Genomic DNA, 12,256 nt, shown 5'->3' with positions numbered 1-12,256 from the left:
CGACACCCGAGGCCAAACCCGACAACCCACCCAGCCCCACCCACCGGACGGACCCGACACGGCGGCCACGGCGTCGTGATCCACTCGGGTTCACGGAAATCGCGGTGTCCCGGCGCCGGAGATACCCCCGACATCATGAAAGCCGAGTGGATCATGCCCGGCTGCCGCGTTCGCGCGCCCCGGACCGGTCCGAGACGGGTCAGAACGTGGCGGGGATCGGCCCGGCCCCGACCCCGGGGGCAGAGCGTGATGTGCACCGGCCCGCTTCGGGGGCAGAGCCTGGTGGTTGGCCCGACTCGGGGGCAGAGCGTCGTGCGGACTGGCCCCGGACAGGTGCAGCGGGCCGTACGAAACCTCGCGCCCCGAAAAATCGTGCTCAATCCGGGAAACAGGCCCCTGCCCACGCCGGGAGGCCACTACATCCAGGAGCAGCACGATCATGCGCGAACCGCTCACCACGGACGACCGAGGACAGCCAGCGTGAACGGTCGGCTGAGCGCCGGGCGGCCGGGCCGAGCCGGGCATCAGTGCGTGGCGGTGTCGGGCTGGGGCACGTTGCGCTGTGCCGGGATGGTCGGTGCGGTCGGCCAGGGGATCTCGGGTGCGCGGTGGAAGATGATCCCGGCCGACGTCCAGCGCGGGCCCTGGCCGGCCAGGCGGTCGCGGAAACCGGCCCAGTCGTGGCTTGCCCGGGGTGACCAGCCCAACTCGGCGATGGCCGGGAGGCGGGGCAGGAGCAGGAGTTCGATGTCGGCCAGCGAGGTGACCGATTCGGTCCAGAGCGGGGCCTCCACACCGAGCACCGCCTCGGCGGGTACGCCGGCGACGTGCGTACCCGGATCCCAGTCGTAGGCCTTTCGTACGTCGATGAGGCCGGCCCAGTCGTGCCCGATCGGGGTGTCCGGGGCGTACTTCATGTCCAGGTAGGCGTGGTTGCCGGGGGAGACGATCAGCCGGGCGCCACGGCGTACGGCGTCGACGGTGGTGGGGTCTTCGCCGTTCGTGCCCCACCACTGGAGGACCCGCCCGTCGAGGTGGGCGGCCGGTGCGAGCTGGTGCCAGCCGACGACGGTCTTGCCGAGGTCGGCCACGATGCGCTGGACCCGCTCGACGAAACCGGTGTAGACCTCGCCCTTCACCTTGAACGCCTCGTCGCCGCCGATGTGCAGCCACGGGCCGGGGGTGAGCGCGGCCACCTCGCCCAACACGTCGGCGACGAAGTCGTACGTCCGTTCGTCGGCGGGGTCGACGTAGCTGAAGCCGACCTCGGTGCCGGTGTACGGCGGCGGTGCGATCTTGTCCGGTGCCAGCTCCGGGTACGCGACCAGCGCCGAGTTGGTGTGCCCCGGGAGGTCGATCTCCGGGACGACGGTGATGTGGCGGGCGGCCGCGTAGGAGACGATCCGCTGGTAGTCGGCCTTCGTGTAGTGCCCGCCGGGGCCGCCGTCGACCTCGGTCGTCCCGCCGACGGTGGTCAGCTTCGGCCAGGAGTCGACGGTGATCCGCCAGCCCTGGTCGTCGGTGAGGTGCAGGTGCAGGTGGTTGAGCTTGTAGCGGGCCAGGTGGTCGACCACCCGCAGCACGTCCTCGACGGCGAAGAAGTGCCGCGCGACGTCGAGCATCGCGCCCCGGTAGGGGAACCGGGGTGCGTCGGTGATGGTGCCGCCGGGCAGCGCCCAGCGTTCGGTGACCTGGCTGGGGCTCTCGATCGCCGCCGGCAACAGTTGGCGCAGCGTCTGCACGCCGTAGAGGAGGCCGGCGGCGGTGGCGGCGGTGACGCGTACCCCGTCGGTGGCGATGTCGAGCCGGTAGCCCTCCGCGCCGACGTCGGCGCTGTCGTCGAGCACCAGCGCGATGCCACCGGCGGGCTCCGGCGTGGTGGCGTCGGTGACCGGCAGCGGGTAGCCGGTGGCCGGACGTAGGAGCTGGGCGAGCTGCTCGGCGACCGCCAGCGCGGCGGGGTCGGCGCTGGCCACGATGACCGCTTCGGCCGGCAGCGTCCAGTCGGCGGTCGGGTCCGGCTGGACCTGCTGCGGGGCGGGCACGACGTCGGCCAGCCGGTGCGGGGCCGCCGGGGCGAGCAACGTGCCAGCGGTCTGCTCGGCCGCGCGGGCCAGCGTGGCCGCGTCCGGTTCCCCCGCCGAGAGCGGAGCGGGGACGGCGGTGGGGCCGGGGGAGGGGGTGGTCGACACGGTGGCGACTCCGGGGGGTGTATTCGCGTCGGTTATGGCAAAAGTGAGGTTCACCGGCTGGCGTGGCGTCAAGCGTACGACGCTCGGCCGGGATGCGTGATGGTGCGCATGGAAGCGTTCCCAAAAACCGGTACGAACACGGATAGTCGTGATGGCTGTGCCAATTGTCACCGAACGGTCCCAGGTCACTCGATGTTCGCTTAACCTTCGCCCACCGATCGACGTTGACCCCGGGATTACCGGCGGTCCGTCCCGGGAAGAAGAAAACTGAACCTTCGTTAAGTGTCAATCCGGCGCGTGTGTTGTGGAGGCTCTGGTGGCAGCGCAAGAGACCGTCGATCACAAGTACGTCTACGACTTCTCCGAAGGCAACAAGGAACTCAAGGACCTGCTCGGCGGCAAGGGGGCAAACCTCGCCGAGATGACCAACCTGGGCCTGCCCGTCCCGCCCGGCTTCACCATCACCACCGAGGCGTGCCAGGCGTACCTCGCGACGGGACGGGAGCCGGACGGGCTCGCCGGTCAGATCGAGGCGCACCTGGAAGCGCTGGAGCGCGAGATGGGCAAGCGCCTCGGCGACCCGCAGGACCCACTGCTGGTCTCCGTCCGCTCCGGCGCCAAGTTCTCCATGCCCGGCATGATGGAGACCGTCCTCAACGTCGGCCTCAACGACCAGAGCGTGGTCGGGCTCTCCGCACAGGCCGGCGGCAACGACAGGTTCGCCTGGGACTCCTACCGGCGACTCATCCAGATGTTCGGCAAGACCGTCTGCGAGGTGCCGGGCGAGGAGTTCGAGCACGCGCTCGACGAGGCCAAGCACGCCAAGGGCACCCACAACGACCTGGATCTGGACGCCGACGACCTGCGTGGGCTGGTCGACGCGTACAAGAAGATCTTCTTGAAGCACACCGGTCGGGAGTTCCCGCAGCAGCCACGCGAACAGCTCGACCTGGCCATCCGGGCGGTCTTCGAGTCGTGGAACGCCGAGCGCGCGGTGCTCTACCGCCGCCAGGAGCGCATCCCTGCCGACCTCGGCACCGCGGTCAACGTGGTGACCATGGTCTTCGGCAACCTCGGGCCCGACTCCGGCACCGGGGTCGCGTTCACCCGCGACCCGGCCAGCGGCGCGCAGGGCATCTACGGCGACTACCTGGCCAACGCCCAGGGTGAGGACGTGGTCGCCGGCATCCGCAACACAGTGCCGTTGCAGGAGTTGGAGCAGCTCGACAAGTCCTCCTACGACGAGCTGCTCGGCATCATGGCCCGGCTGGAGGAGCACTACAAGGACCTCTGCGACATCGAGTTCACCATCGAACGCGGCAAGCTCTGGATGTTGCAGACCCGGGTCGGCAAGCGCACCGCCGCCGCCGCGTTCGTCATCGCCGGGCAACTCGTCGACGAGGGTCTGATCGACCTGGACGAGGCGCTGCTCCGGGTCAACGGCGCGCAACTGGCTCAGCTGATGTTCCCGCGCTTCCAGCTCGACCACGAGTTCCAGCCGGTCGCCAAGGGCATCGGCGCGTCGCCGGGCGCGGCGTCCGGCACTGTGGTCTTCACCTCCGCCCGGGCCGTCGAGCTGGCCGCCGAGGGTGAGTCGGTGATCCTGGTGCGCCGGGAGACCAACCCGGACGACCTGAACGGCATGATCGCCGCGCAGGGCATCCTCACCTCGCGCGGCGGCAAGACCAGCCACGCCGCGGTGGTGGCCCGGGGCATGGGCAAGACCTGTGTCTCCGGCGCCGACGAGATCGAGGTGAACGTGCCGGCGAAGCGGTTCACCGTGGCCGGGCAGACCGTCACCGAGGGCGATGTGGTGTCCATCGACGGCACCACCGGCAAGGTCTACCTCGGCGAGGTGCCGGTCATGCCCTCCGAGGTCGTGCAGTACTTCGAGGGCAGCCTCGACCCCGAGCACATCGACAACGCGCTGGTTCGGGCCGTACACCGGATCATGACGCACGCCGACGGGAAGCGGCGGCTGGCGGTCCGGACGAACGCCGACACCGGTGCGGACGCGGCCCGGGCCCGGCGCTTCGGCGCCGAGGGCATCGGGCTGTGCCGCACCGAGCACATGTTCCTCGGTGACCGGCGGGAGCTGGTCGAGCGACTGATCCTGGCCCGGGCCCCGGGTGAGCGGGAGGCGGCGCTTGCGGCGCTGCTGCCGTTGCAGCGGGCCGACTTCGAGGAGATCTTCCGCGAGATGGACGGCCTGCCGGTCACCGTGCGGCTCATCGACCCGCCGTTGCACGAGTTCCTGCCGCCGTTGGAGCAGCTCGCCGTCAACGTGGCGGTCGCCCAGGAACGCGGCGAGGACGTGGCCAAGGAGGAGGCGCTGCTCGCCGCCGTCCGGCGGATGCACGAGGAGAACCCGATGCTGGGGCTGCGGGGCGTACGCCTCGGCCTGGTCATCCCCGGCCTGTTCGCGATGCAGGTTCGGGCCATCGCCGAGGCCGCGGTCAGTTGCGCCCGCAGCGGGGGCGTGGCCAAGCCGGAGATCATGGTGCCGCTGGTCGGGGCCGTGCAGGAGCTGGAGACGGTCCGCGCCGAGGCCGAGAAGATCATTGCCGAGGTGGTCGGGGACAGCGGCGTCGAGGTGCTGATCGGCACCATGATCGAGGTACCCCGGGCCGCGCTGACCGCCGGGCAGATCGCCGAGGCCGCCGAGTTCTTCTCCTTCGGCACCAACGACCTGACCCAGATGGGCTGGGGCTTCTCCCGCGACGACGTCGAGGGCGCGTTCTTCTGGCGCTACCTGGAGTTGGGCATCTTCGGCATCTCGCCGTTCGAGTCGATCGACCGCGACGGTGTCGGTCGGCTGGTGCGGATCGCCGCCGAGGAGGGTCGGGCCGCCCGGCCCGGGCTGAAGCTCGGCGTCTGCGGCGAGCACGGTGGCGACCCGGACTCGGTGCACTTCTTCCACGAGGTCGGCCTGGACTACGTGTCCTGCTCGCCGTTCCGGGTGCCGGTGGCCCGGCTGGAGGCCGGGCGGGCGGTCGTGGAGAGCGGCGGGTCGGACAGCCGCTGACGCACGTCGGCGGCGGCCTGGTCACCCGGCCGCCGCCGGCGCTCAGATCGGCGGGCGACGCCAGGTGGGTCGGGACGAGCGGCGCAACTGCGCCGGCAGGGTCGCCATCGGGGTACGCGTGGCCAGCGGGGCGTGTGCGTCCGGCACGGAGGTCGCTCCGATGCCTGCGCCACGAACGTCCAGGAAGGACCCCGCCCGACGGGCAACCTCCCGTGCCTCCTCGTGCAGCGCCTCCAGGTCTCCCGCCGCCGACACGGTGACGAGGGTCAGCAGCGCGCTGCGCCCGGCTGGATAGGTGACCACGCAGCCGGCGGTGGTGTGCACGACCGACTCCCGGAACTCACCCTGCCGGACGGTGTCGGCCACCCGGTGACCGAGCCCGAAACTCGCGGCGGCGAGTGCGGCGAGGTGGGTGGCGTCGGTGCTGGGCAGGTCGCTGGAGATGAGCAGGCCGTCGGTGCCCGCGAGCACCGTGCCGGCGATGTCGGGTCGGCGTTGGCGCAGCCCACGTAGCTCCGTTCCCATCACCGTGTCTGCGTCCACGAGCGTTACCCCTCACCGGTCGGGCTCTGCGTGTCAGTCGGCTGGTCACGTTCCGCGCTGGGAAGGCTACCGGTGGCGACTTCCAGCCGCGAGCCCGTAACCCTCGGCGATCGGTTGGCAACTGCGAGCCAATCGGTGGTTGTGTGCCCTTCGTCGATGCGTCGTGAGCGGGTCGAGCAGTGGTGGCGGGCGTAACCTTGGCTCGCTCGCACACGGCCGCTTGGGCGCCGCGTCGAACGGGAAGAGGTGACTGCATGACCAGTGTCTGGGAGAGCCTGACTGTCGACGCCCGCGATCCGGCCCGACTGGCCCGTTGGTGGGCCGAGGCGCTCGGCTATCAGGTCGTCACCGAGACCCCGAGCGGCGTGGAGATCCGCCAGTCCCCGGACCAGTTGCCCGCCCTGTTCTTCGGCCCGGTGGCCGACGGCAAGGAACGCAAGAACCGACTGCACCTCGACCTGCGCCCCGCCAACCAGGAGGCCGAGGTCGAGCGGCTGGTCGACATGGGCGCCCGGCACGTCGACATCGGTCAGGGCGACGTCGAGTGGACGGTGCTGGCCGACCCGGAAGGCAACGAGTTCTGCGTTCTCCGTGAGCGCGAGGACTGAACCGGGGGCGGCGGACGCCCGGTTGGTCGAGGAGCCGCCCAAGGACACCGGGCATCGCCGGTCGCCGTACGAGCGCGACCGGGCCCGGGTGCTGCACTCGGCGGCGTTTCGCCGGCTGGCCACCAAGACCCAGGTGCACACCGCCGGCACTGACGACTTCCTGCGTACGCGGCTGACCCACTCGTTGGAGGTGGCCCAGATCGCCCGGGAGATGGGTGCCCGGCTGGGCTGCGACCCGGACGTGGTGGACGTCGCGGGGCTCGCGCACGACCTCGGGCACCCGCCGTTCGGGCACAACGGCGAGGCTGCGCTGGACCTGCTCGCCACGCCGTGCGGGGGCTTCGAGGGCAACGCGCAGACCCTGCGGGTGTTGACCCGCCTGGAGGCGAAGGTGCTCGCCCCGGACGGCTCGTCCGCCGGGCTGAACCTGACCCGGGCGTCGCTGGACGCGATCGGCAAGTACCCCTGGCCGCGCCGGCCGGGGGAGCGCAAGTTCGGGGTCTACGCCGACGACACGGCCGTCTTCGACTGGATCCGGGTCGGCGCGCCCGGCGACCGGCGCTGCCTGGAGGCCCAGGTGATGGACTGGGCGGACGACGTCGCGTACTCGGTGCACGACGTGGAGGACGGCATCCACGGTGGCTACGTCAAGTTGCACCCGCTGCTCACCGACGGCGACGAGCGGGCCGCGCTCTGCGCCGACGTGGCGGCCGCCTACTCCGGGGAGTCGGCGGCGGACCTGGCCGAGGTGCTCATCGATCTGCTGGCTGGTCCGCTGCTCGCCCCGTTCGCCGGTTACGACGGCAGCCATCGCGCGCAGGTCGCGTTGAAGGCCACCACCAGCGGGGTGACCGGGCTGTTCGTGTCGGCGGCGGTGGCGGCCACGGAGGAGCGCTTCGGTCCGGGCCCGCACCGCCGCTACGCCGCCGACCTGGTTGTGCCCCGACTGGTACGGGCGCAGTGCGCGCTGCTCAAGGGCATCGCGCTGCGGTACGTGATGCGTCGCAGTGGCTTCCGGGGCCGCTACGAGCGGCAGCGGACGATGCTGGCGGAGTTGGTCGCCGCGCTGGTCCGGCGCGCCCCGGAAGGGCTCGACCCGATCTTCGCCCCGCTGTGGCGGGCCGCCCCGGACGACAGGGCCAGACTGCGGGTGGTGATCGACCAGGTCGCCTCGCTCACCGACCCGGCGGCGGTGACCTGGCACACCCTCCTGGTCGGCAAGGGGACACCCCCGGCCGACCACGAGCAGCTTAGGCTAACCTAACTGACATGACGGAACGCTCCAGGAACGTCACCTCGGCCCGGGTGCTGCGCACCGAGCGGCCCACCCCGCACCTGATCCGGCTCGTCCTCGGTGGGGATGAACTGGTTGGCCTGCCGGTGGGCGAGTTCACCGACCACTACATCAAGGTGGTGTTCCCGCAGCCCGGGGTCGCGTACCCGCAGCCGTTGGACCTCGCCGCGATCCGTCGGGACCTGCCCCGGGAGCAGTGGCCCCGGCTGCGCGCGTACACGGTGCGGCGCTGGGATCCGCTGTCCGGGGAGCTGACCGTCGACGTGGTGCACCACGGCGACGAGGGGTTGGCCGGCCCGTGGGCCGCCGCGCTGTGCCCCGGCGATCCGGTGCACTTCGTCGGCCCCGGCGGCGCGTACGCCCCGAGCCCGGTGGCGGACTGGCATCTGCTGGTCGGTGATGAGAGCGCCCTGCCGGCGATCGCCGCCGCCCTCGAACGCCTGCCGCTGGGCGCCCCGGCCCACGTCTTCGTGGAGATCGCCGACCCGGCGGAGGAGCAGAAGCTGCTCAGCCCCGGGGCGGTCGAGCTGACCTGGCTGCATCGCGGCGAACGCCCGGTGGGCGAGGCGCTGGTCGCGGCGGTGCGGGCGTTGGAGTTCCCGGCCGGCCAGGTGCACGCGTTCGTGCACGGCGAGGCCGCCTTCGTCCGGGAGTTGCGCCGGTTGCTGCGCGGCGAGCGGGGCGTACCTCTCGACCGGCTCTCCATCTCCGGCTACTGGCGGCGCGGCATGGACGACGAGGGCTGGCGCTCCACCAAGGCCGACTGGAACCAGCAGGTGGCGGCCGAGGAGACAGCCATTCCGGAGCCGGCCGCGGCGGCCTGAGCGCCGCTCATCCCTCGGGGGTGTTCATCTCCTTGCCGGCCCGGGCGAGGCGCCGGCTGAGCAGTACGGCGTACCCGACGACGGCCAGGGAGAGCAGCGACAGCATCACCCTCGGCTGGTGCACCGTCGCGGTGATCAGGCTGACCGAGACCACCCCGTAGGCGGCGATCGCCAACCGGGCGGTGCTCGGTCGGGTCCACAGCCAGTACAGGGCGAGCCCGCAGGCCGTCCACACCACCATCGAGGCGCCCAGCAGCAGCCGCAGCTCCAGTGGCAGCCGGTTCGCGTTGTCGTCGACCAGGCGGACCACCTGCCCGAGTGCCCAGCCGAGCAGCAGCAGCGCACCGCCCAGCGGGATGTGCAGGTAGCTGTACGCCTGCCCGCCGCGCAGCCGGCTCTGGGTCAGCCGGGTGGTGACGAAGGTGGTGTAGACCCACCAGACCGCCGCCGGGATCAGGAAGGCCATCGCGGCGGTGAGGATCATGTGCGGCGGGGGGTGGTCCGGCACGGCGAAGAGCAGGCTGGCCAGCGCGCTACCCAGCACGATGATGGTGAACTGGCCGATCCGTTCCGGCAGGTGCCGGTTGTCCACCGGCCAGCGGTTGAGCCAGGGCGCACCGACCCAGGGCGTGGCCAGTTCGATGACCATCGCGACGATCCAGAACACCGGGCGCAGTTCGGTGGGCAGGGTCAGCGACACCAGCCAGATCAGCCAGCCCGACCCGAAGCCGATCAGGTAGATGGTCGTCACCATCCGGGCACTCGGGCTGGTCGGACGGGCGCGCAGGTACAGCAGGAGCAGCACGCCCCGCACGATCAGGTACCCGACCGGCAGGAGCACGCTCTCCGGGACCTCGTCGACCCCGAGGGTCATCGCGCCCGCGCCGACCAACGCGACAAGCACCAGCAGTCGGTGCAGCGCGTCGTCCGGATCGAACCGGGTGTCGTAGTACACCTGCCCCATCCAGGCCCACTGGATCACCACGAAGAGCCCGATCACGGCCAGCACGGCCCTCGGCGACGGGGTCGGTTCGTTGCCCAACCGGGCCACCACCGCCGCCAGCGCGTACACGAAGATGAGGTCGAGGAAGAGCTCCAGCCAGGTGGCGTGCCGGTGGCCGGCCTCGTCTGCCTGCGGGGTCTGCCCGGGTAGCCCCATCCGAGCGGCCAGCCATCTCGGCAGGCGAGGGGCTTCGGTCCGTACCCTGCGCATCTGGTCATGGTCCCCGCGCGGACCCGGCTTGCGGGCCGGAACCGCCCAGCCGGCAGCGGCCGCCGCCACACCGGCGTCCCCCGGCCGGCGTGTCGCCGGTCCGGCAGGGCAGGATGTACGGCGAGGGGGTGGCGCATGGCTGGGCGGATCCGGGACGAGGACATCGCACTGGTCCGGGAACGCACCTCGATCGGGGATGTGATCTCCGAGACGGTCACCCTGAAGTCCGCCGGCGGCGGCAACCTCAAGGGTCTGTGCCCGTTCCACGACGAGAAGAGTCCGTCGTTCAACGTGTCCCCGGCCCGCAACGTCTGGTACTGCTTCGGCTGCGGGGCCGGCGGGGACGCGATCAAGTTCCTGATGGACGCCGACCACCTCAGCTTCGTGGAGTCCGTCGAGCGGCTGGCCGGCCGCGCCGGCATCCAACTGCGCTACATCGAGGACGACAAGGGCACCCCGCGCCCCCGCCCGCAGCAGGGCCAGCGGCAGCGCCTGGTCGCCGCGCACGCCGCAGCCGTCGAGTTCTACCGCGCGCAACTGAGCACCGCCGGCGCCCGGCCGGCACGGGAGTTCCTGGCGCGCCGGGGCTTCGACCGGGCCGCCGCCGAACGCTACGGCTGTGGCTTCGCGCCGGAGGGTTGGGACCTGCTCACCAAGCACCTGCGCCAGCAGGGCTTCACCCACCAGGAGTTGGTGACCGCAGGGCTGTCCCGGGAGTCCCGCTCCGGCACCCTGATCGACAGGTTCCGCCGCCGGCTGCTCTGGCCGATCCGCGACCTCGCCGGCGACGTGATCGGGTTCGGGGCGCGCAAGCTCTTCGATGACGACGACGGCCCGAAGTACCTGAACACCCCCGAGACGCCGATCTACAAGAAGTCGCACGTGCTCTACGGCATCGACCAGGCCAAACGGGAGATCGCCAAGCAGGGTCGAGCGGTGATCGTCGAGGGTTACACCGACGTGATGGCCTGCCACCTGGCCGGCGTGACCACGGCGGTGGCGACCTGTGGCACCGCCTTCGCCGCAGACCACATCTCGGTCCTGCGTCGGCTCCTGTTCGACAGCGACGAGGTGGCCGGCGAGATCATCTTTACCTTCGACGGCGACGCCGCCGGGCAGAAGGCCGCGCTGCGCGCCTTCGAAGACGATCAGCGCTTCGTCGGGCGCACGTTCATCGCGGTCAGCCCGGACAATATGGACCCGTGCGATCTGCGGCTGGCCAAGGGCGACCTGGCGGTGCGTGACCTGGTCGCCCGCCGCGAGCCGCTCGTCGACTTCGCGCTGCGACACGTGATCAGCCGCTTCGACCTGGACACCGTCGACGGCCGGGTCGAGGCGATGCGCCACGCCGCGCCGCTGGTCGCGCGACTCAAGGACCGGGAAAAACGCCCGGAGTACGTTCGCAAGCTCGCCATGGACCTCGGCATGGAGATCGAGCCGGTGCAGCGGGCGGTGCTCGCCGCCAGCAACACTCCGCCGTCCAGTGCCCGCGACGCCGCCCCCGGCGCCCGGCCCGCCTCGGCGCGCCCCGAGCCGGCACTCGACAGCCCGCAGTCGATGGTCGAGCGGGAGGCGCTCAAACTAGCCCTCCAGCAACCGGTCCTGGCTGGGCCGATGTTCGACGCGGTCGAAGCCACCGAATACCGCCACCCGGTGCACGTCGCGGTGCGGGCGGCCATCGCGGCGGCCGGTGGTGCCGCGTCGGCTGCCGGCGGCGCCGTCTGGATCGAGTCGGTCCGCGACGCCTGCGACGACCTGGCGGCCGCGGCGCTGGTCGGTGAGTTGGCCGTCGAACCACTGCGGATCGACGGCGAACCGGACCCGCGCTACGTGTCGATCACCATGGCCCGGGTGCAGTTCGGGTCGGTGACCGCCCGGGTCCGGGACCTCAAGTCACGTATCCAGCGGATCAACCCGGTCAACAACAAGGACGAGTACTTCGCCGCCTTCGGTGAGCTGCTGTCCCTGGAGCAGCACGCCCGGGCGCTGCGCGAGCAGGCTGCGGGAGGCCTCTAGATGGGACTGTTCAGCCGCAAGCCGAAGCTGCCGCCGGCCGACCGGCCGCCGCTGACCGCCGACGAGCGGGTGTTGGCCTGGGCCGCCGCCGGAAACGGCGAGGGCGACGGGGTGGTGGTCGCCACCAATCTGGGGTTGTGGCTGCCCGGTCGAGGGCACCGGTTCGGGTGGCACACCATTCTCAAGGCGGTCTGGTCCGGCCGGGAGTTGACCGTCACCCCCGCCGAGCCGCTCGTCGAGCGGGACGGCTACACGGTGGTCGCCGACGGTCCGGCCGAGACGTACCTGCTGCTCGACCCGGGGGAGTTGCCGCACCAGGTGCGGGCTCGGGTGACCCGTTCGGTCGCGTACACCGAGCACCAGCCGGTGCCCGGCGGCGCGGCGCGGGTCGCGGCCCGGCGCGTGGCCGGGGTCGACGGTCTGACCTGGACGGTCCGACTCGACCCCGGCACCTCGGCGGACGACGAGGCCCTGCTCGCCGAGACCGACCGGCTGGTCGGTGTGGCCCGCGCCGCCACCGCGCCGGCCGACGTCTGACCGG

At 71.6% G+C, this 12,256-nt stretch carries 8 protein-coding genes and 1 pseudogene; 6 read left to right on the top strand and 3 right to left on the bottom strand.

What is annotated here, in order from left to right; genetic code table 11:
- Positions 1-524 precede the first annotated feature (524 nt).
- Complete coding sequence (locus tag ACQRWP_RS20980; RefSeq protein WP_430497118.1) at positions 525-2,264, bottom strand: family 20 glycosylhydrolase; 1,740 nt, start codon at positions 2,262-2,264, stop codon at positions 525-527.
- 244 nt (positions 2,265-2,508) lie between these two features.
- On the opposite strand from ACQRWP_RS20980, the gene ppdK reads away from it, so the two are divergent.
- A complete protein-coding gene (gene ppdK, locus ACQRWP_RS20975; RefSeq protein WP_430497116.1) occupies positions 2,509-5,217 on the top strand; it encodes a pyruvate, phosphate dikinase in 2,709 nt (902 codons plus the stop codon).
- Between the two features lie 42 nt (positions 5,218-5,259).
- On the opposite strand, the gene ACQRWP_RS20970 is transcribed toward ppdK, so the two are convergent.
- Entirely contained in the window at positions 5,260-5,760 is a 501-nt protein-coding gene (locus ACQRWP_RS20970) for a roadblock/LC7 domain-containing protein (RefSeq protein ID WP_430497114.1), read from the bottom strand.
- Between the two features lie 254 nt (positions 5,761-6,014).
- Between ACQRWP_RS20970 and ACQRWP_RS20965 the strand changes: the two genes are divergently transcribed.
- The 3 genes from ACQRWP_RS20965 to ACQRWP_RS20955 are packed head-to-tail and all read left to right on the top strand — an operon-like array spanning position 6,015 to position 8,486.
- Entirely contained in the window at positions 6,015-6,368 is a 354-nt protein-coding gene (locus ACQRWP_RS20965; RefSeq protein ID WP_430497113.1) for a VOC family protein, read from the top strand.
- Positions 6,352-7,632, top strand: coding sequence for a deoxyguanosinetriphosphate triphosphohydrolase (locus ACQRWP_RS20960; RefSeq protein WP_430497111.1), 1,281 nt, complete (start codon positions 6,352-6,354; stop codon positions 7,630-7,632). Before ACQRWP_RS20965 ends, ACQRWP_RS20960 begins: the two co-directional genes overlap by 17 nt.
- A gap of 5 nt (positions 7,633-7,637) precedes the next feature.
- A complete protein-coding gene (locus ACQRWP_RS20955) occupies positions 7,638-8,486 on the top strand; it encodes a siderophore-interacting protein (protein ID WP_430497110.1) in 849 nt (282 codons plus the stop codon).
- Between the two features lie 7 nt (positions 8,487-8,493).
- Here the strand turns inward: ACQRWP_RS20955 and ACQRWP_RS20950 are convergent, their stop codons facing one another.
- Positions 8,494-9,699 (bottom strand): low temperature requirement protein A, encoded by a 1,206-nt coding sequence (locus tag ACQRWP_RS20950; RefSeq protein WP_430497108.1) that lies wholly within the window; start codon positions 9,697-9,699, stop codon positions 8,494-8,496.
- A gap of 113 nt (positions 9,700-9,812) precedes the next feature.
- Between ACQRWP_RS20950 and dnaG the strand changes: the two are divergent.
- A pseudogene (gene dnaG, locus ACQRWP_RS20945) lies at positions 9,813-11,715 on the top strand (DNA primase).
- The gene (locus ACQRWP_RS20940) at positions 11,716-12,252 is read left to right on the top strand and encodes a hypothetical protein (RefSeq protein ID WP_430497106.1); all 537 of its coding nucleotides are present in this window, start codon (positions 11,716-11,718) and stop codon (positions 12,250-12,252) included.
- Positions 12,253-12,256 lie beyond the last annotated feature (4 nt).

It is taken from the genome of Micromonospora trifolii, from assembly GCF_050516465.1.
Classification (GTDB): Bacteria; Actinomycetota; Actinomycetes; order Mycobacteriales; family Micromonosporaceae; genus Micromonospora; species Micromonospora trifolii.
Note: the sequence above shows the minus strand (reverse complement) of the source record. Positions and strands in the feature narration are given on the sequence as shown.